Source organism: Gracilibacillus saliphilus, assembly GCF_010994085.1.
In the GTDB taxonomy this organism is placed as follows: Bacteria; Bacillota; Bacilli; order Bacillales; family Amphibacillaceae; genus Gracilibacillus; species Gracilibacillus lacisalsi.
In genome coordinates this window covers 22,884-41,892 of sequence record NZ_WJEB01000043.1, presented here as the reverse complement: position 1 = coordinate 41,892, position 19,009 = coordinate 22,884, and the positions used below count along the sequence as shown (strand labels likewise).

20 protein-coding genes are annotated in these 19,009 nt (G+C 36.8%); 13 read left to right on the top strand and 7 right to left on the bottom strand.

Translation table 11 applies throughout. The features are described from left to right. Positions 1–827: BCCT family transporter (locus GHT08_RS19795; protein WP_193568329.1), on the top strand; the 827-nt coding region annotated here is incomplete at its 5' end. A 131-nt stretch (positions 828–958) separates the two neighbouring features. Here GHT08_RS19795 and GHT08_RS19790 read toward each other — a convergent pair. Further along, positions 959–1,459 carry a ring-infected erythrocyte surface antigen domain-containing protein gene (locus GHT08_RS19790; RefSeq protein WP_163583114.1) on the bottom strand — a complete coding sequence of 167 codons (501 nt, stop codon included), beginning with the start codon at positions 1,457–1,459 and terminating at the stop codon, positions 959–961. A gap of 387 nt (positions 1,460–1,846) precedes the next feature. Here GHT08_RS19790 and GHT08_RS19785 point away from each other — a divergent pair, with 387 nt between their 5' ends. The 5 genes from GHT08_RS19785 (at position 1,847) to GHT08_RS19765 (ending at position 6,009) form a co-directional block, all read left to right on the top strand. Continuing rightward, a complete protein-coding gene (locus GHT08_RS19785) occupies positions 1,847–2,215 on the top strand; it encodes a CD3324 family protein (RefSeq protein ID WP_337747856.1) in 369 nt (122 codons plus the stop codon). 92 nt (positions 2,216–2,307) lie between these two features. Continuing rightward, positions 2,308–2,934, top strand: coding sequence for a FusB/FusC family EF-G-binding protein (locus GHT08_RS19780; RefSeq protein ID WP_163583113.1), 627 nt, complete (start codon positions 2,308–2,310; stop codon positions 2,932–2,934). 148 nt (positions 2,935–3,082) lie between these two features. After that, positions 3,083–3,847 carry an ABC transporter ATP-binding protein gene (locus tag GHT08_RS19775; protein WP_163583112.1) on the top strand — a complete coding sequence of 255 codons (765 nt, stop codon included), beginning with the start codon at positions 3,083–3,085 and terminating at the stop codon, positions 3,845–3,847. Between the two features lie 17 nt (positions 3,848–3,864). Then, entirely contained in the window at positions 3,865–5,721 is a 1,857-nt protein-coding gene (locus GHT08_RS19770) for an FtsX-like permease family protein (protein ID WP_163583111.1), read from the top strand. Between the two features lie 78 nt (positions 5,722–5,799). Further along, positions 5,800–6,009: a DUF3951 domain-containing protein gene (locus GHT08_RS19765; RefSeq protein WP_163583110.1), complete on the top strand. Its 210-nt coding sequence runs from the start codon at positions 5,800–5,802 to the stop codon at positions 6,007–6,009. On the opposite strand, the gene GHT08_RS19760 is transcribed toward GHT08_RS19765, so the two are convergent. The 5 genes from GHT08_RS19760 to GHT08_RS19740 form a co-directional block, all read right to left on the bottom strand. After that, the gene (locus GHT08_RS19760) at positions 6,006–6,185 is read right to left on the bottom strand and encodes a hypothetical protein (RefSeq protein WP_018934147.1); all 180 of its coding nucleotides are present in this window, start codon (positions 6,183–6,185) and stop codon (positions 6,006–6,008) included. The two genes, GHT08_RS19765 and GHT08_RS19760, sit on opposite strands and share 4 nt — an antisense overlap. 18 nt (positions 6,186–6,203) lie before the next feature. Beyond that, complete coding sequence (locus tag GHT08_RS19755) at positions 6,204–6,587, bottom strand: hypothetical protein (RefSeq protein WP_163583109.1); 384 nt, start codon at positions 6,585–6,587, stop codon at positions 6,204–6,206. Positions 6,588–6,605: 18 nt separating this feature from the next. After that, entirely contained in the window at positions 6,606–6,812 is a 207-nt protein-coding gene (locus tag GHT08_RS19750; RefSeq protein ID WP_163583108.1) for a helix-turn-helix transcriptional regulator, read from the bottom strand. A 350-nt stretch (positions 6,813–7,162) separates the two neighbouring features. Continuing rightward, positions 7,163–7,834, bottom strand: coding sequence for a hypothetical protein (locus GHT08_RS19745; protein WP_163583107.1), 672 nt, complete (start codon positions 7,832–7,834; stop codon positions 7,163–7,165). 55 nt (positions 7,835–7,889) lie between these two features. Then, a complete protein-coding gene (locus tag GHT08_RS19740; RefSeq protein ID WP_163583106.1) occupies positions 7,890–8,552 on the bottom strand; it encodes a reverse transcriptase-like protein in 663 nt (220 codons plus the stop codon). Between the two features lie 96 nt (positions 8,553–8,648). Here GHT08_RS19740 and GHT08_RS19735 point away from each other — a divergent pair, with 96 nt between their 5' ends. Together GHT08_RS19735 and GHT08_RS19730 are read left to right on the top strand one after the other, a co-directional pair. Further along, positions 8,649–9,266: a LysE family transporter gene (locus GHT08_RS19735; protein ID WP_163583105.1), complete on the top strand. Its 618-nt coding sequence runs from the start codon at positions 8,649–8,651 to the stop codon at positions 9,264–9,266. A 56-nt stretch (positions 9,267–9,322) separates the two neighbouring features. After that, positions 9,323–10,654 carry an amino acid permease gene (locus GHT08_RS19730; protein ID WP_163583104.1) on the top strand — a complete coding sequence of 444 codons (1,332 nt, stop codon included), beginning with the start codon at positions 9,323–9,325 and terminating at the stop codon, positions 10,652–10,654. 78 nt (positions 10,655–10,732) lie between these two features. Here GHT08_RS19730 and GHT08_RS19725 read toward each other — a convergent pair whose 3' ends face one another. Continuing rightward, positions 10,733–11,650 (bottom strand): SDR family oxidoreductase, encoded by a 918-nt coding sequence (locus GHT08_RS19725; RefSeq protein ID WP_163583103.1) that lies wholly within the window; start codon positions 11,648–11,650, stop codon positions 10,733–10,735. A gap of 183 nt (positions 11,651–11,833) precedes the next feature. Here GHT08_RS19725 and GHT08_RS19720 point away from each other — a divergent pair, with 183 nt between their 5' ends. The 5 genes from GHT08_RS19720 to GHT08_RS19700 all read left to right on the top strand — a co-directional run bounded on the left by GHT08_RS19720 (position 11,834) and on the right by GHT08_RS19700 (position 18,631). Then, positions 11,834–12,004, top strand: a complete 171-nt coding sequence (locus tag GHT08_RS19720; protein ID WP_163583102.1) for a hypothetical protein — start codon at positions 11,834–11,836, stop codon at positions 12,002–12,004. A gap of 513 nt (positions 12,005–12,517) precedes the next feature. Beyond that, positions 12,518–14,566 (top strand): catalase, encoded by a 2,049-nt coding sequence (locus GHT08_RS19715; protein ID WP_163583101.1) that lies wholly within the window; start codon positions 12,518–12,520, stop codon positions 14,564–14,566. 240 nt (positions 14,567–14,806) lie between these two features. Then, positions 14,807–16,354, top strand: a complete 1,548-nt coding sequence (locus tag GHT08_RS19710; RefSeq protein WP_163583117.1) for a spore germination protein — start codon at positions 14,807–14,809, stop codon at positions 16,352–16,354. Further along, positions 16,354–17,451 (top strand): GerAB/ArcD/ProY family transporter, encoded by a 1,098-nt coding sequence (locus GHT08_RS19705; RefSeq protein ID WP_163583100.1) that lies wholly within the window; start codon positions 16,354–16,356, stop codon positions 17,449–17,451. Before GHT08_RS19710 ends, GHT08_RS19705 begins: the two co-directional genes overlap by 1 nt. Before the next feature lies 1 nt (position 17,452). After that, positions 17,453–18,631 carry a Ger(x)C family spore germination protein gene (locus tag GHT08_RS19700; RefSeq protein ID WP_163583099.1) on the top strand — a complete coding sequence of 393 codons (1,179 nt, stop codon included), beginning with the start codon at positions 17,453–17,455 and terminating at the stop codon, positions 18,629–18,631. Positions 18,632–19,009 lie beyond the last annotated feature (378 nt).

The window sequence follows — 19,009 nt, the reverse complement described above, 5'->3', positions numbered from 1 at the left end:
TTTGGGTTTTTCTATTCTCTGTAAGTGCCTATCTCGGTATCGAAAAAGGGATCAAGCGCTTGAGTACATTTAATATGTATTTAGCTAGCGGACTTGCTATATTTATTTTAGTTGCTGGTCCCGGTATTTTTATATTGGATTATTTCACAGACACGGTTGGACATTTGCTTCAGCATTATCTGCAATTGTCCTTATATACAGATTCCGTTGCAATGGAGACGACTACCCATGTACAAAGCCATATGATATTTTGGTTTGCTTACAGTGCGACATGGGCGATGCTGCACAGTATTTTCGCAGCAAAAATTTCTAAAGGTCGTACTGTCAAGGAAATGATCCTCACCTATTTATTGGCGCCAACCATGCTTTCCTGGATCGCAACAGGTGTCTTAGGTGGATTTGGTGTGGAACGTTATCTTACAGGTGAAGTACCTGTTCTTGATATTGTAGAAGGCAATGATCCGATGAATGCAATACCGGAAATCCTTCTATCTTTACCGTGGGCGAGCATTGCCATTATTGCATTTGTTGTGGTATCGATGATTTTCCTTACCACAACACTGGATTCCACAACATATACGATTGCAGCATATACAAGCAAACGGGACATGAGTAAAATGGAGCCATCACGTAAGCTAAGAGTCATTGTGGCAGCCATTATCACGACACTTGCGCTAATCCTTATGCAAATTGGCGGCCTTGCACCACTTGAAGTCATTTCAGGATTAATGGGAATTCCAATTATCGTCATTCAATTGCTAACCATATATGCAGCCAAAAGAATGATGGATGAGGATAAAGCTTGGATTTATAATGTGAGAAAATAAAATAAGAATGTGACCAACGGGGGTTCTAATCACCACGTATATAGTGGACTTATGAATCCTGTAGTGATGGGCTTAAAGACGGTTAGCACCGTGATCAAATTGAAAACCATCGGGAATCCCGATGGTTTTCTCTATTCTTCCCATTCCAAATTATATTCTTCTACTAAGCTTTCCATCTTTTCATCAGCTTTTTCACCATTTTCGTATCCTTCATTATATATTTCTACTGACTCATTCATGATTTCATCAAACTCTGCTTCTGTTATATTATCATTTAGCAATTGCTCTATTGCATCAGCTTCCATCAGATGGGACTCGATCCACGGTTCATATTGGCTAACTCTTAATTCGTGATACTCCTTAACTACTTCTAGACTTGGTTCCTGTTCTTCAAAAAATGCTTGAATTTCCGTTAATATCGGAATAATGTCGTTTTGCTGAATTTCATGAATATCTACTAAATACTCCATTTCATATGTCTGTTCATCTAATTCTAGTACTTTATTTTCTTTCTCCTCAATATTTTCGATGAAATTATTATGGTAATCAACAATTGCATCAGCTTCTGCAGAACATCCTGCTAAAACACCTATCAAAAAGATGCTTGTAAGTATAATGATTCGTTTTTTCATTTTAATTACTCCCCGTTATTTTCTATCATTCTATGTAGTTTTCTCTAGCAATGCTACACAATAGTACATTATAGAAAAGTTGAGAGGAAATTCCAACCTTTTACATTGTAATTTTTGGAAAATGATCCTTTTGATCTATATCATTATAGTTCTATATTTACCTAGATAATCCGTGAACGTGTTCATATCATGATAACATTCATACATTGTAATCCACCACCAACCTATTTATAGCAGAGTTTGATATGTTAAAGCAGAAATATGTCAAGTGAATTTATTATTAAGTATTTGGATATAGTAAGATGCTCCACTTTAGTGTAAAATGGGAATTAGTGGAGGTGTTTCAAATGGCAATGTCACAATTATTGCCTGGATTACAGCTAGCCCATGCAAAGCCTGACAAATAAGGCGATACTTTGTATGGGTGATTCACATAATCGCCTTACTTGTGCAAGCTTTGCCCTTATAGAACGACTAAATAAGGAGCTGGCAATCATGAACACAAAAGCGCAAGATATACTCCCGGAAGAATTGCTACTTGCACTGCAGGAATATGTACAAGGAGAAAGCATCTATATTCCGAAGCGAGACGAACGGAGAAAATGGGGAGTTAAATCTGGTAATCGTGCCTATTATGATCAACGAAATCAACGAATTCGACACTTATTCCAAGTAGGTATGACGATAGAAGAATTAGCAGATACCTTTTGTTTATCAATCGAAACTATTAAAAAAATCGTATATAGAAAAAACTAAGTAGAAAGATATGGCGAGAATAATGAAGAAACATTCTTGCCATATCTTTTTATCATGGATTTGGTAAACTATTAGTGTAAGGAGTGTGAACAATGGAAGCATTTATTCATCCACATCAGTTTCATCATATCAAACAACAAGCCAAAAGAGTTGTCAGTGCACAATCTCATTCTAATGATCAGCAAGTTATCGCTGCTGTGAAAGAAATAGCGATTGAAGCGTTAGAAAAACAATTGCCAGATCAGCAGGAGACACTATCAGCTATTCGAACAATGAAAGCAAAAGAAGATATTGAACCATTCCTTGAACAAGTAAAGCAATATGTTATCCCTTTTCCAATGGTTAGTGATAAACAGATTCAAAAGGCTTTTCCAAAAGCCAAAAAACTGCGAATTCCTGACCTTGGGCAAATAGACAGGAAAGAAACGGTCTATTTAAGGTGGTATGATAAAGGTTCAGGCAAAACATATATGCTCATCCCAAAAGAAAATAAACTGATCGGTATTCAAGGTTATCTCGAGCCCACTCAACATAAAGGAATCTGTACGATTTGCAATGGCCTTGAAGACGTATCACTATTTACGACAACGAAAAAAGGGCAGATCCGTGGAACCTATTCGAAAAAGGGAAACTATATTTGTAAGGATCCTGTCACCTGTAATCTAAATATTACTAATATAGATCCGCTTCATCAATTTATGGAGCATCTTAAAGCATGAATCTAAAAATGGATTCATGCTTTTTTATTTTCTCTTTCCTCTATCAACCTTACAAAAATGTAAGACAGTTGAAAGGAAAATCGATAGGTAATTTTCGCACCTTCTTTTACACTATAGATAGCAAAACAAAATTGGAGGTATTTAAACAATGACTAAATCTGTCGTAAACGTAGAAAACGTTCAAAAAATATTTGGTAAAAGATCAGAGAATCAATATAAAGCACTAGATAATGTTTCCTTCACGATTAAGGAAGGCGAATTTGTAGGGATTATGGGGCCTTCAGGTGCAGGTAAAACAACGTTACTCAATGTAGTATCCACTTTAGATAAAGCAACATCCGGGAAAATAGAGATTGCAGGTCAAGACATTACCGATATGAAACAGAATGCTTTAGCTGATTTTCGTTCTGATCAATTAGGATTTATCTTTCAAGATTTCAACCTATTAGAGAACTTAACAGTTTATGAAAATATCGCATTGCCCCTTTCTTTACAAGGAGTAAGTTCTAAAAAAATCAAACCACTAGTCACACAAGTTGCCGAAAAACTAGGAATTAAATCTATTCTTGCCAAATATCCGGTGACGATTTCTGGTGGACAAAAGCAACGTGCAGCAGCTGCCAGAGCACTCGTTCACGAACCAGCAATTATCTTGGCAGATGAGCCAACAGGTGCGCTTGATTCAAAAAATGCACACAGTTTAATGAAAACAATGGAACATTTAAATCAATATCATGATGTTTCTATTATGCTCGTAACACATGATCCATTAAGTGCCAGCTATTGTGAACGCATTTTATTTATTCAGGATGGTGCGCTTTACAAAGAAATCAAGAAATCTGGTGACCAACAACAATTCCACCAACAAATTCTAAATGTGCTTGCGGAATTGACAAGCATCCAATCGTCATAGAAAAGGAGTGAGAGGACATGTTATTGAAACTACTATCTGGTAGTATGAAAAAAATGTGGAAAGACTATCTTGTATTATTATTTGGTTTAACGATATCGATTGCGATTTTCTATATGTTTGAAACATTGGCACAGAATAAAGCATTCCTGGAAGCGAACGCTCTTATAAGTTCCATTGTGTTTGTCTTCCATGTTGGGACCTTTATTTTAGGGCTTGTCACCATCTTTTACATTTTCTATGCGACATCCTTTGTTTTGTCCTTGCGTCAAAAAGAATTAGGTATGTATATGACCTTGGGAGCAAAAAAAGGAAAAGTTACGCAAATGATGTTTCTAGAAACTTTGGTAATTGGGATTATCTCACTTATTATCGGTCTAATCGTTGGTGTAGGACTTTCAGAAGGAATAGCCCGCCTGTTAATGGCAAGACTTGATTTCTCTGGTGAAGGATTCCAGCCGCTTTACTCATCATCCTTATGGACAACTGTTATATTCTATATGATATTGTTCCTTTTAACCGCGATTGTGAATGCCATCAGGGTGGCACGTAAATCCGTACTGGAGCTATTACACGCTGATCAAAAAGCTGATAACAAAGCAATTAAAGGTTGGAAAACTTTTGTAGGAACATTATTTGCAATTGTGCTAATAGCAGTCGGTTACTTTGCTATGATTAACATGGGTGAGCTTGCACATGTAGGTGTTCTGATTGCTGCAGCTACAGTTACACCAGGAACCTACTTTTTCTTTATGGCGATGTTGCCATTTATTATTAAGAGAATCAAAGGAATTCGCACTATTAATGAAAAAGGTCTCAATGCGTTTACCTATGCACAGCTTGACTTCCGCGTCAGTCAGTTATCCAAAGTACTCGGGACAGTTGCGATGCTCATTGCATTAGGTTTAGGAGCAATGACAGCAGGTTTATCCTTTTACCATAATACTGAAATTCAATCCTCGATGATGCATGCTTATGATGTGAAAGTACTCGAGCCAACAGACGAAGAACTAGCAGAAATGGAGAATTGGGAATTCGAGGAGCGCAATCTTTATTCCTATCGTGTTACGGATGAAGGTGTTTATTTTTCCAAAGATGAATTACAAACAAATCCTCCAGTTATTAAAGAAATAACCGGTAATTTGGATGAGTTAACGAAAGAAGCAAGACCAGAAAATGACTTAACAGCACCAGTTTACACAACTGAGGATACAGATAATGCAGAATTGATGCCTGAACAGTGGCATACCGCATTAAGATCTGAATTAATGGCCAATTTTTACATCTTCGGTGATCGCGCATTATATATTCTAGACCAAGAAAAATTTGAAGAAATCAATGCAGATACACAAACTGTTTTTGTTGGAAAAGTCGAGAATTTCACTGATCATGCGGATACACTTGAGCAGATTGATGAACGACATCATCAATTAGCAATAAATTATACAGGTGAAGAGCCCGCAATGAGTGGGAGTAAGTATGAAGATTATACAACATTAAGGGGCGTAGCAAATGGTACCATTTTTATGGGAATGTTTCTTGGGGTAGCGTTCTTAATGATGATGGCTAGTGTGTTAATGTTCAAATTACTATCAAGCGCAACAGCAGACATCGGTCGCTACCAGATGCTAAGAAAAATCGGGGTACGTCAAACAAAACTGAAAAAATCAATCTATAAAGAACTATTTCTTGTCTTTCTTTTCCCTGGGTTAATCGGCCTTGTCCATGTACTTATTGGAATGGAAATGTTCTCGTTTATTTTAATTGAACCATACACCAAAATTTGGCTTCCAATTAGTATGTTCCTAGTCATTTATGGATTGTACTACTTACTAACGGTCAAAATGTATCAACGGATTGTATTACCAAAAGGCTAAAGTGAGGACTGCTTGTATAGCTGCTTTAATTCATATAACATGATAACCATCATATTCCTGTCAGGAGAAGTGGTTATCATGTTTTTTTCCTTTTTAAGTATTGGAATCTATTTCTTAATCATTGTTTTAATTTTAATTGTTGCTTTTAAAGTGTTGATTAAAAAAGAACGTCCGAGTAATTATTATACCCCGTTTGACAATATTACTGGACAAGAGAATAAAGCTTTTCATGAGGAAAAACAAGAGCAAATACAACATGAAGAAGAAACTGATGATGTACGAGATTAGTTACCTGAAAAGACAGTCATAATAGTCGAGACTACAAAAATAACCACTAATACAGTAATAATTCCGTAAAACCCCTTCTTCGTCAGTTCATTCCTGTCATTACGTGCTCTTTTTGATATCAAATAGGTGACAACAGCTCCTATAAGTATCAGAATCATCCAATACCAATTATTCATACCTCATCTTCCTCCCCATTAATATCGTTTAGATAACACACCCATTGTGATAAAAACGGTCATAATCGTTAAAGCAGCTAATATAGCTACTGTTTGATATGCTGTTATAGCTAATAAGTTAAATTGTAATAATGTAAGAAAAATAGCCATATAACCAAGATTAATAAAATAACTGTAAAACATACTTCGTTCTTTAATTCTTTTCGTACGTTCATCATTCTGAATAAATTGTGGTGCTAAGTAAGCATTACAAAAACACATGACGGTCATAGCAATCAACATTAGATCATGCCCAGCTGGAAACACGCCAGTACTGATGGTTGCCCAATTAAATAACGCACTCATTAATAGAAACATGATTCCGAAAATAACAAATAACTTTCGATCATATTGCTTTTTCATCCTTACCTCTCCTTACTATTACATTTCTTCTTCGTCTTCTAAAATAAACACTTCCTCTACCGTGCGATTAAATAGTCTTGCCATTTGCATAGCTAGTGGAAGAGAAGGATTATATCTTCCCTTTTCAATTGAAATGATGGTCTGACGAGAAACGTTCAATTGTCTTGCCATTTTTTCTTGTGAAATGCTTTGTTCTTCTCTTAATTCTTTGATTCTGTTTTTCACAAATAAACCACCCTTCCATACACACAGTTTAATGTAAAGCTTCCTTTACTGTCAAGGTAGCTTTACACATTGATTAGGTTTATCTTGATTTCTAACAGTTTCCATAAAAAACGGCAAACCCCGCCTATTCATCATTAAATGTAAGCAGATGTCGATTACTTTACTAATAATTATGAAATATTTGAACAGCTTGACCACTGCCACGGCTACCCACTCCACTTTGCAATTTTAGTTTAGACCATGCTCACGGAAATAACTACTTTGCTTAACACAGTCATTGCACTGTTTTTATACTTTCTGGCTTATTAAAAAACACCGGATGCTGACCATGCATCCGGCGTTCCTATTAATTATGAAAACCACCCTTTTAATGTATCAATTATTTTCTGGAAAAAATTTCGATCCTCATCTTGTTGGCGGGTTACCTCACTATCATTTGCCATTTCAGTGTCCATTGTTGTCATTTCTAATGTTGTTGCCTGCTCACCTTCTACAACCTCAACTAGTTCTTCCCCATATTTATTATAAAGAAATTGAACGTTTCTCTCGTCCAATGGGTCAATTCCAACTACTACTTTACCATTAATAATGTCTACCCCTGTATGATAAATAGTGAAGTTATCGTATTCAAAGCCGTCTCCATCAATCTCTCTTTGCTTCTCTATTAGTTGTTCCTCGGTATAATCAACTTCTCTTATCTCGATATCTTCCGGTTGCTTAGCAAACCCTTCCAGAGCTTGGCGATGCTTATCTGCAATAGACTCAGTAAACATCAAGACTACCACACCTGTCTGCTTCTCTTCTCGATCAACATACAATCCCGCAAAACTGTCACTCAAATGCTCCTCAATATATTGCTGTGCATCTTCAATGGTTCCGTTATGATTCATACCTTCTTCCAATTCAATCATCGTTCCCTCTACTTCTTCTCCAGTTGCTTCAGCAAAAACAGTTGTCGGTAAAACAAAAGCACTGCCTGCGATTAGGCCAAATAACATTACTTTTTTTAGACAACTCTTCACAGTCATCCCTCCATTTTCTAGCTTTAATCGATTAGTCGTTCATCTTGATCAAAAGTTACAATTTCTCCAATTCGATATGGCTATTAATTTCTACATTTTCGAGAGCCTTTGTGGCTAACTGATGGGCTTCACGATTTTCCTTTCTATTGATATCTTGATATAACGGATCAATTCCGATTGTCTCAAGCTTCTCCTCGATTCGGTCTGCCCACTGATTTAATGTTTCATCCATACACGGCCATTCACCTAATAGTTGATTAATCACCACTTTAGAATCTCCTTTGAATGTCACGGACTGATGGTGAACACCCAATTCTTCTACTTGTTTAATCCCCTCAAATAATGCGGCATACTCTGCTTCATTATTCGATGTCAACTCTGACACTAAGATATTTTTCCGAATGCGGTAGGACTTATGATTTTGTCTATAGTATATTGCACAACCTAGGCCTGCTTGGTTTGTTTTCAAATCAAATCCCGCGTCAAAAGATACGGTTACATCATGTGGTTCTGTTACGATTTCCTCGGTATATGCGATCAGTTCTTTCTTGTTCCAGCGATTACCTCGATGATCGAAAAACTCTATTGATTCTGCACGATTCCATTTTTCAAAATCATTAGCAATTTCTAACGCTTTTTCCGCATCCATTTCCTCTGAAAAAAAAGTAGTGCGAACACCTTTTGTTGATAAATAAGCTATTTCGATTGTGACATACATCAATTACATCTCCTTTTGCTCATATCTCTATTTTCTGTAAATAGAATAGTAATGGTACAAGCTTTTTGTTATCGAATGATGGGGGAGTGAAAGCAGTTGACAATTTTTCTTAGTTATATGTTTCTCGGTTTATCTTTAGCCGCACCACTTGGTCCGATTAATGCGGCACAAATTAATCAAGGAATTAAAAATGGCTTCCTGCATTCATGGATGATCGGTTTAGGATCCATTATAGCAGAGTTATTTTTTATTCTTGCTGTTTATTTTGGAGTTGTCCATTTTTTAGAAACTCCTTTTATGAAGACTTTCTTATGGTCATTTGGTGCATTTGTTCTCTTGTATACAGGTATTGAAAGTATGGTTTCCACACAATCAGTCCAATTTAGAGAGGAACGTGATTCATTACGAAAGACCTTTACTTCTGGATTTCTGATTTCCATCAGCAATCCGCTCTCGATTTTGTTTTGGTTAGGAATTTACGGATCGGTACTAGCTAACACAATCGATAAATATGATACTCTTCATTTGTTTTGGTACAGTTCGGCAATTATTCTCGGCGTCATGATCTGGGATCTATCAATGGCACTAATCTCCAGTGGATCACGTCGTTTATTGTCCGAAAAAACATTGAAGATGATCTCTGTTGTTACAGGACTTTCATTAATTGGTTTTGCCATTTATTTTGGTTACCAAGCCATTCTACTCATATTTTAGATCACCTTATCCCATACTAAACATGGTTTAGTATAAATGGATAAGGAGAATGTTGTGTGAGTGAATCATCAGCTTCATCAGAAAAGAAAATAGCTTGGTGGCAATTGGCGTTGACCGGGGTCGGATGTACGATTGGGACAGGCTATTTTCTCGGTTCGAGCATTGGAATTAAACTTACCGGTCCTTCGATCGTTTTGTCTTTTTTGATTGCAGCTATCGGCACCTATATTGTCTTTAATTTATTAGCAAAAATGTCGGCTGCTGATCCTCAAGAAGGCTCTTTTTGCTATTATGCGGAAAAAGCATTTGGCAAATGGGCAGGCTTTAGCTGTGGTTGGAATTATTGGTGTTCGAGTATATTGATTATGGGCAGTCAATTAATTGCCTTGGCTATCTTGACAAAAGCATGGTTTCCGAATATTCCACTTTGGGTGTTTGCGGCTATTTATGCGATACTTTCTATTTTGGTCATCCTACTTGGCACAAGAGGATTTGACCGTATTGAAGATTTTTTAGCAGTCATTAAAACCGCTGCGATTTTTATGTTTATTATTATTGCCGTCATTGCACTAGCTGGTGGAATCCCAGGTAGTTCAGCCTCCCAACCAGGCATTCCAACTAATTTGGATGATACTTTTACCGGTGGGTACAAAGGATTTTGGGCATCATTAATATATGCTTTCTATGCTTTTGGAGGTATTGAAGTCATCGGGTTAATGGCAATCCGGTTGAAGAAAAAAGAAGATGCGCCGAAAACTGGAAAGGTGATGTTAGGATTACTCGCTATTATCTACATTATCTCCCTTTGTCTAGCAGTAATCATGGCTCCGGTTGACAAATTCGACCCAAGTGAGTCACCTTTTGTAACAGCTTTAGCCGATTATTCACTACCATTTTTTCCACATGTCTTTAACGCGGCCATCATTGTTGCAGGCTTTTCTACAATGACTGCTGCTTTATTTGGAGTTGTCACTTTATTAGTAACATTGGCAAAAGACGGTGACGCCCCAAAAGTTTTTTCGAAAAAAATGAAAAAGTTTAAAGAATTACCTTTCCCTTCATTATTACTTGCCACAATTGGCTTAGCAGCTTCGGTCATTACAGCATTATTGTTACCAGAAAAGATCTACGAGTATATAACAACAGCTGCCGGGATCTTACTGCTATTCAATTGGGCATTTATTATCCTTTCATCATGGAGTGTATTAGAAGGAATAAAGCTGTTAAACAAGGTGATCGCATCTGTCGGATTACTATTTATTGCAGCAGCGGTATCAGGGACTTTAATGGATCAGAGTATTCGACCTGGATTTTGGATTAGTTTGTTGCTCGCATTAATCATTACTGTTATTACGCTGTTTATGCAAAGACATTGGAACAATCAATGATTGTTCCAATGTCACATAAAAATTATCGTTAACTTTTTTAAAGAAAACACTGCTTCTACCGTCCTCTTCTTCACCGAATTAACCAAACACCTGCCCTCCGTTCACATGAAGTGTTTGTCCGGTTACAAAGCGGGAATCGTCTGAGGCAAGATAGACAAACGATGGGGCGATTTCAAACGGTTGACCTTGGCGATCCATCGGATTACCTGCAAGTGCAACTTCATCAGCAGAAAAACTGGAAGGAATTAATGGTGTCCAAAAACGCCCTGGGGCAATGGCATTCACTCTTATCCCTTTTTTGACTAGATTTCTGGCAAGTGCACGTGTAAAGCCGATATTGGCTCCTTTAGTCGCAGTATAATCAATTAATTGATCGTATCCGTAAAATGTAACAACTGAGGAAGTATTAATGATCGAACTCCCTGCTTTTAAGTATTTTAATGCTGCTCTTGTTGTATAAAAATGAGAGTATATATTTACTTTAAACGTATCGTCAAATTGTTCATCTGTAATATCTTCTAAACTTAACTGCTGAAATTGAATCCCGACATGGTTGCATAAAACATCTAGCTGACCGAATTTTTCTACTGTCTTTTCTACAATCTCAATGCATTGCTGCTTTTCTCTTAGATCTCCTGGTAATAACAAACAACTCTGGCCTAACTCTTCAATTCGTTTTTTAGTTCGATTGGCATCATCATGCTCATCTAAATAAGCAATCGCTACGTTCGCTCCTTCTTTTGCAAAAGCAATCGCAGCTGCTGCACCCATTCCACTATCTCCACCTGTAATAAGTGCTACCTTATCTTTTAACTTCCCACTTCCCTTATATTGCGGATTTTCAACGATCGGCTTAGGCACCATTAAATCTTCTACACCAGGTTGGCGATATTGACGTTGTTCAGGCACTGTCAAGGCTACCTCTTCATATTGGGTTATCTTTCCGTAATTCGGATACATAGGATACCCTTCATGACTCGGCCTGTTATCAGACATGTAAAAACCTCCTTTTAAATCTCGCTAAAAGTACTCTATGTCATCTAGGCGAATGTCGTGTTTGTCTTACAGATGAAAACTGAGAACTAGAGAATTTTCCCTTCCATTTTGGTTCAAAGAATTTAAAATAAACTAGCTCACTAAGATAAAATAAAGCATAACCTGCTATCAGGAGGTGAAACAATGCGCTATTATTACAACCCAGAAGTAAAGTACTTATTGATTCCGAAATCTAAGAAAAAGGAAAACGTTTTATACGATAATAATCCAACACCTTGGCAACTGCCTGCGATTGGATCTAGACCACCTTATTATGCGAACCCTGCCTATCAACCATATTATCCAACCATATAACACAGAGAAGAAAAATCAGGAAAAATCATAACTTTAAAGAAGACAACCAATTCAAGCAGGAAGTATAGCACTTATTATAGTAGATATATACTTCGAAGTAATGTGGTAATTAGAAGTTCAGTCACCTAAGAGATAATTTTGAAATTTATAGTGATGATAACTACCTCTCCGGCTATCCTTTAATGGATATAGTCGTTTACCCTCCGAAGAGAACTCTTTTTCCTCGGAGTAGAGACGGCGCTTCCGGGGATATCTCCTTCCCTTCCCTGGATATAATCGTTTATCCTTGGAAGGGTACTCTTTTTCCCCGGAACAAGGCGGCGCTTCCGGGGATATCTCCTTCTCTTCCCTGGATATAGTCGTTTATCCTCGGAAGGGTACTCTTTTTCCCCGGAACAAGGCGGCAAATTTACTAGAGTAACAGAAAAAGTCCCTCCTTATATACCACCCAACAAAAAATGAAAATAATCCCAAATAGTTCTTCATATCATGTAACAAGAAGGAGGTATAAAAATGGCCGATGAACGTAAAGGACATACAAACAAAAAAGACCATCAGTTGGATCAGTATCGCGTCGATGATAAAGGGAAAAAGCTGACTACCAATCAAGGGCTAAAAGTATCAGAAGATGAATTCTCACTCAAAGCGGGCGAACGTGGCCCCACTTTAATGGAAGATTTTCATTTTCGTGAAAAAATGACACATTTTGATCATGAGCGAATTCCTGAACGGGTTGTCCATGCACGTGGATTTGCTGCTCATGGTGAATTTCAACTCTATGAAAATATGAGAAATGTTACGAAAGCAAAATTTTTACAGGACGTAACTACTAAAACTCCTGTGTTTGTTCGTTTTTCAACAGTAGTAGGTTCACGAGGTTCTGCTGATACTGTTCGGGATGTACGTGGGTTCGCAACAAAGTTCTATACAAATGAGGGCAATTTTGATTTAGTCGGGAATAATATACCTGTGTTTTTCATCCAAGACGGCATTAAATTCCCTGATATGGTACATGCAATCAAACCGGAACCACACAATGAAATACCACAAGCATCATCAGCACATGACACATTTTGGGACTTTGTCGCTAACAATCAAGAAACAGCTCATATGATCATGTGGCTTATGTCTGATCGAGCAATCCCTAGAAGCTTTCGAATGATGGAAGGCTTCGGTGTTCATGCATTCCGTTTTGTCAATGAAGAAGGTAAAGCCTATTTTGTGAAATTTCACTGGAAACCTACACTTGGTACACATTCTCTTATTTGGGATGAGGCAAACGAACTAGCCGGAAGAGATCCTGACTTTCATCGCCGCGATCTATGGGAAGCGATTGAGAATGGATATTATCCTGAATTTGAATTAGGTGTTCAGATCATTAACGAAGAAGATGAGTTTGCCTTTGATTTTGATATTTTAGATGCCACGAAGATTTGGCCGGAGGAAGACGTACCTGTTCGAATTATCGGCAAAATGACATTAAACCAAAATGTCGATAATGTATTTGCAGAAACAGAACAAGTTGCCTTTCATCCTGGGCATGTAGTACCTGGAATCGATTTTACCAATGATCCTCTTTTACAAGCACGATTATTCTCTTATACAGATACACAGCTTATTCGTCTTGGTGGTCCAAATTTTCATGAAATTCCAATTAATAGACCGGTTTGTCCATTCCATAATAATCAACGTGATGGCTATCACAGACAAACGATTAACGTTGGTAAAGTAAGCTACCACAAGAACTCATTGGCTGGGAATACTCCATCAGAAGCAAGTGTTGCAGAAGGAGGTTATCAACACTACCAAGAAAAAGTAGAAGGGCGTAAAGTCCAAGGTAGAAGTAAAAGTTTTGTAGATCACTTCTCTCAAGCGACCTTATTCTGGAACAGTATGAGTGAAACGGAAAAAATGCATATTATTAACGCATTTAGATTTGAATTAGGGAAAGTGAAAAGCAAATCTGTTAGACAACAAGTAGTTGATATGTTTGCTAACGTGAACTTAGAATTAGCGATAGCAATTGCAGTAGATATCGGTGTAGTTCCGCCTAAATCAGGTGGCTCGAATATAACACAAGCATCTCCTGCACTTAGTCAGCTGAATACAAAGTATAGTGCTTTTTCTCGTTCGGTTGCGGTTATTGTAACAGATGGCTTTCATGATGCTGATGTAAAATATGTATTGTCCTCACTGAAAGCATCCGGTCTCCAGCCCGAAATTGTTAGTGAAAAACTTGGCATCATAACGGGAATGAATGGCACACAGCTTGAAGTTGATCATACGAACTTAACAGCTGATTCAGTGTTATTTGATGCAGTATATATGATTAGAGGAAGTGACAGAAATAAGAAATTTAATAAGGATATAGCGTACTTTATTGACGAAGCATTCTCTCATTATAAGACAATAGGTGCTACACACGAAGGAATCCAATGGTTTGAAATCAATGATTTTGACGGTAAGACCGGCGTGGTGATTGCAAATAACATGAACACCTTTGCCCATGAATTTATAAAGGAGGTTGCCGTTCATCGACATTGGAATCGGCAAATAGTCTAAGCCACTAAAACGAGTCTCATTCTTAGTCATAAGAATGAGACTCGTTTTAACTGATTGTGAGGAACAGTTTCTTCTACCAATCCCCATACCTTCTCAACATCTTCCTATCTGATAAACTGCATCAAAAGAGTCCCGAATATTTCTTTTGCCATCTACATATTTTCTGATCCCGTTCTTTTGTATAGAAACAGTTAAAATTGGGAAACAAAAGGGAAGAACGAAATTCTTGAGGTGGTTAAAATACGCATAAATTCATTCTTAAATCGTAACAAAAAAACCGTAAGGGAGAAAGATGATTCTAATAACATTCAATTAGTTGAAAGCCTAGATAAGAATCTTAGAAATCTAAGAACATTGTTAGACGAACCGGATGATCTGGTAATTCGAACATTTACTATCCGAGGCTCAGAGCATAAATGTGCCACGGTTTATATTGAGGGACTGGTGGACGGTGCTTATGTAAGAAATCATATTATAGAAAATTTACAGCTGAAAATTGTACGTGAACAAATACCCGATAATAAACAAAAGCTTTTGGATATATTAAATCAAGAAATTCTATCTACATCTACCATCAAAGAAGGCTATACATTGGATGATGTGTCGAATGAAATTTTAAGCGGGAGTACAGTTCTTTATTTAGATGGACTAGACAAAGTACTTATAATCAGTACACAAGGCTGGGATAAACGTGATATTCAAGAACCTATAACAGAATCTCTGATTCGTGGCCCTAGAGATGGTTTTGTAGAAGATTTACGTACGAATATCGTCTTGATGCGCCGTTATATTCAAGACCCAAATTTACGATTTAAGACATATCAAATTGGTAGAAGATCCAAGAAAAATCTAGTAGTAACTTATATAGCTGATGTCATTCATCCGGACATCTTAAAAGAAATTAATAGAAGATTAGAATCCATTGACACAGATGATGCTCCAGAATCAGGATTTGTTGAACAATGGATTGAGGATGATTATCTTTCTCCATTTCCTCAACTTATGAATACAGAACGACCGGATAAAGCCTCTGCTGCGCTTTTGCAAGGAAAAGCTGTCATTATGCTTGATGGTAGTCCATTTGTTTTAATTGCTCCGACTACGTTAGGGAGCTCTATGCAATCCCCTGAGGATTATTATGAGCGATGGACTATAGGGACCTTATTAAGAATCTTACGGTATATAGCAGCATTTATTGCTATATTTTTACCGTCTTTATATATTGCGCTAGTTTCTTTTCACCCTGGAATGATTCCAACCAATTTAACCTTTTCGATTGCGGCATCAAGGCAGGGTGTTCCTTTTACCCCTTTAATAGAAGCATTGCTTATGGCTGTTACGATGGAGTTGTTACGAGAAGCAGGGGCACGATTACCAAAGACAATTGGGCAAACGATTGGAATTGTTGGAGGACTAGTAATAGGGGACGCTGCAGTACAAGCAGGAATTGTAAGTCCGATCATGGTAATTGTTGTTGCTCTAAATGCAATTGCATCGTTTGCCTTACCAGCATATAGTCTTGCAATTGCTTTTAGAATCATTCTGTTTGGGTTTATATTCTTATCGGGAATGTTTGGACTCTACGGCATTATTATCGGTTACATTATGGTAAACATTCATATTGTTAACCTTAAAAGTATCGGGGTTCCATATTCCACTCCATTTGCTCCTACCTTCTTTAAGGATTGGGAAGATCTTATTTTCCGAAAACCCATTCCACTGTTAACAAAAAGGCCTCAATATATGGAAACAAAAGATAAGCAGTCAACGGATAAGGAGAATAGGTAATGAATAAATTTGAATATGCTGATGATAAAATATCCGAAAAGCAAATATTAGTCGCCGTACCCTCATTTGTGATTGGTATAGGCATTCTTTCTCTACCACAGAGTGTTGCCTCTGCAACAACAGCGTCCGATGGCTGGGTATCTATATTAATCGGAGGCATGATTGCTATTATCATCACCTGGTTTGTTGCTAAACTTTCAACAAGCTTTCCAAATCAGTCTTTTATAAATTATTCATCAGCTATTGTCTCAAAACCTATAGCAATATTGCTAACATTACTATTCTCCATTCTATCGATGGGAGTAACTTCATTACAAGTTCGACAAATTGCTGACATTGCCAAGCATTATTTATTACAAGAAACACCAGTAGAGATCATCTCATTCACTTTTCTACTATTGATCATTTATGCCGTAGCAGGTTCTAGAATAGGTATATTCCGATTAAATACCATGTTCTTACCATTCGTATTTTCTGTCGCATTGATTGTTATTGTTTTTAATATAAAATGGTTTGACCTAAGCTTGTTATCCCCAACTTTTGAGTCTAGTTTTAACGGATATGTGGAAGGAGTTAAAAATAGTATATTGTCTTATGCAGGATTTAGTATACTTTGGTTTTATATCACACTTGTTAAAAAACCTAATAAAGCCCCACAAATGGCCGTTTTAGGGATGTGTATCCCTGTTGTTTTATATTTAGCCCTATTCCTTAGCTGTATCGTAGTTTTCGGAAACTCTGTTACTTCCAACTTACAGTATCCCACCATCGAATTAGCTAAAATAGCGGAAATTCCAGGTGGTATTTTGGAACGATTTGAATCATTATTTTTCGTTATTTGGATCATGGCTATTTTCAATACAACTACAATGGCCTTCGACATTGCTGTACTCGCAGTTAACACCATTTTTAAAAACATGAGTAAAATTAAGCTTATCTTCATCATTGCACCCATTGTATATATTACAAGTATGTCCCCACAAGATTTCGTACAGGTATCTGCCTTTGCTTCGATTATTGGCTATAGCTCGGTTCTATACACTGTATTTGTTGTTATTTTATTACATGTTATCGCTAAATTAAGGAGAGTGAAGTAACATGAAACACCTTCTTCCATTTCTCTTTTGCACCATTGCAATATTACTTACAGGGTGTTGGGATGAATTACCAATCGATGAAAGAGGCTTTGTTATTGGAAGCGCGATCGATATGGATGATAAAAAAGAAAAAGGTGAATATGACATAACTTTGACTAGTCAGTTTGTAATACCAGGTAATTTATCAAGCCCCACACAAGATGGAGGAGATAAACTAGCATTCAAAAATATATCTGCTACTGGGCAGAGTGCATTTCAAATTTCTAGGGAAATGTTAGGTCTTACAAACTGGGTTCCTAACTATGAACATTTAAAAATTTTGATTGTTTCAAGTGAAGTTGCAAGTGAACCATATTTATTTTCAAGTGTTGTAGATGCTTTTATTCGTGATCATGAAATGCGTAGAGGAATAAAAGTGATGATATCTGATGGTGCTGCAAAAGATGTGCTTGGACAAACGTCAGAAACTGAGGAGCTCCCTTCTCGATTCATCAATAAAATCATGGAAAACAATGTAAAATCTTTAGAGTTAATTGAACCGGTTCGGATAGGCTTATTGCACCGATATTTGTTGAATGAAAGCAGTTATTTGCTTCCACTTCTTACATCATCAGCACAGAATGTTAATTATAATGGTGTAGCTGTATTTGACGGAAAATCAGATCAGCAGGTCGGCACTCTTATGGGTGATGACATAAAGGGTTTCAGACTAATAAAAGGGGATATTACAAATGGCATATTAAATTTCCAAATAGATGGAGAGCTCATGATATATGAGATAAGTGACGCAAGAAGTTCCATAGAAATAGATGCTAAAAACAAGGAAAATATAAAAATATCGATTTCAATTGATACAGAGGGATACATTGCTGAAATGTTTGGTAGTAAATCTCTTCTAGATCAAGCATATATAGATAAAATTGAAGAAGAAATCAATAAAAAAATAGAGGAAATCGTAACCAAATCAGTAGAGACAGCACAGGACGAATTAAAAGTCGACTTTTTCGGTTTCAGTAACATACTAAGGCAAAAACACTATGAAGACTGGAAGAAGATTGAGGGTGATTGGGAACACGGAGCTAATCTTTTTTCACAAAGTACTGTAGAAATATCTGCTAAGGCTATTGTAAGGAATATTGGTGCTCCGGATAAAGTAAAAGACGTAGGAATGGAGAGATAAACATGTGGGAAGTTATATTAGGTACACTACCTAAAAAATTAATTTTGATCTGTACTTTATTAACTTTTATAGTGCCCTATGTTATTTATAAAATAAATCAAAAACTCCATCAAAATGGGGATCCTCCTTGGAAGAAAAAAAATTAGCTTGTATTTTTGTTTTTTTTACATTTGGATTTTATCACAGCAAAGATAATTTAAATTAATCTATAAATTTAGTTATAATTTATTCCATTATCTGGAACACTAAACTTGATAATACTTAAAGAAGGTGTAAATAATGAACCGTAACACTACAGTAACATCACTGAATAAAAGGTACACACCGCTTTTCCCAATAATTCAAAAAATCAAACTACTATCAGAAAGGTTCAAGAAA

Bases quoted from the DNA above. Each gene is read 5' to 3' on its own strand.
- GHT08_RS19770 (WP_163583111.1), top strand. From the start codon at position 3,865: ATGTTATTGAAACTACTATCTGGTAGTATGAAAAAAATGTGGAAAGAC.
- GHT08_RS19785 (WP_337747856.1), top strand. From the start codon at position 1,847: ATGCAAAGCCTGACAAATAAGGCGATACTTTGTATGGGTGATTCACAT.
- GHT08_RS19775 (WP_163583112.1), top strand. From the start codon at position 3,083: ATGACTAAATCTGTCGTAAACGTAGAAAACGTTCAAAAAATATTTGGT.
- GHT08_RS19780 (WP_163583113.1), top strand. From the start codon at position 2,308: ATGGAAGCATTTATTCATCCACATCAGTTTCATCATATCAAACAACAA.
- GHT08_RS19725 (WP_163583103.1), bottom strand. From the start codon at position 11,650: ATGTCTGATAACAGGCCGAGTCATGAAGGGTATCCTATGTATCCGAAT.
- GHT08_RS19720 (WP_163583102.1), top strand. From the start codon at position 11,834: ATGCGCTATTATTACAACCCAGAAGTAAAGTACTTATTGATTCCGAAA.
- GHT08_RS19705 (WP_163583100.1), top strand. From the start codon at position 16,354: ATGAATAAATTTGAATATGCTGATGATAAAATATCCGAAAAGCAAATA.
- GHT08_RS19740 (WP_163583106.1), bottom strand. From the start codon at position 8,552: ATGTATGTCACAATCGAAATAGCTTATTTATCAACAAAAGGTGTTCGC.
- GHT08_RS19715 (WP_163583101.1), top strand. From the start codon at position 12,518: ATGGCCGATGAACGTAAAGGACATACAAACAAAAAAGACCATCAGTTG.
- GHT08_RS19755 (WP_163583109.1), bottom strand. From the start codon at position 6,587: ATGAAAAAGCAATATGATCGAAAGTTATTTGTTATTTTCGGAATCATG.
- GHT08_RS19790 (WP_163583114.1), bottom strand. From the start codon at position 1,459: ATGAAAAAACGAATCATTATACTTACAAGCATCTTTTTGATAGGTGTT.
- GHT08_RS19700 (WP_163583099.1), top strand. From the start codon at position 17,453: ATGAAACACCTTCTTCCATTTCTCTTTTGCACCATTGCAATATTACTT.
- GHT08_RS19760 (WP_018934147.1), bottom strand. From the start codon at position 6,185: ATGAATAATTGGTATTGGATGATTCTGATACTTATAGGAGCTGTTGTC.
- GHT08_RS19765 (WP_163583110.1), top strand. From the start codon at position 5,800: ATGTTTTTTTCCTTTTTAAGTATTGGAATCTATTTCTTAATCATTGTT.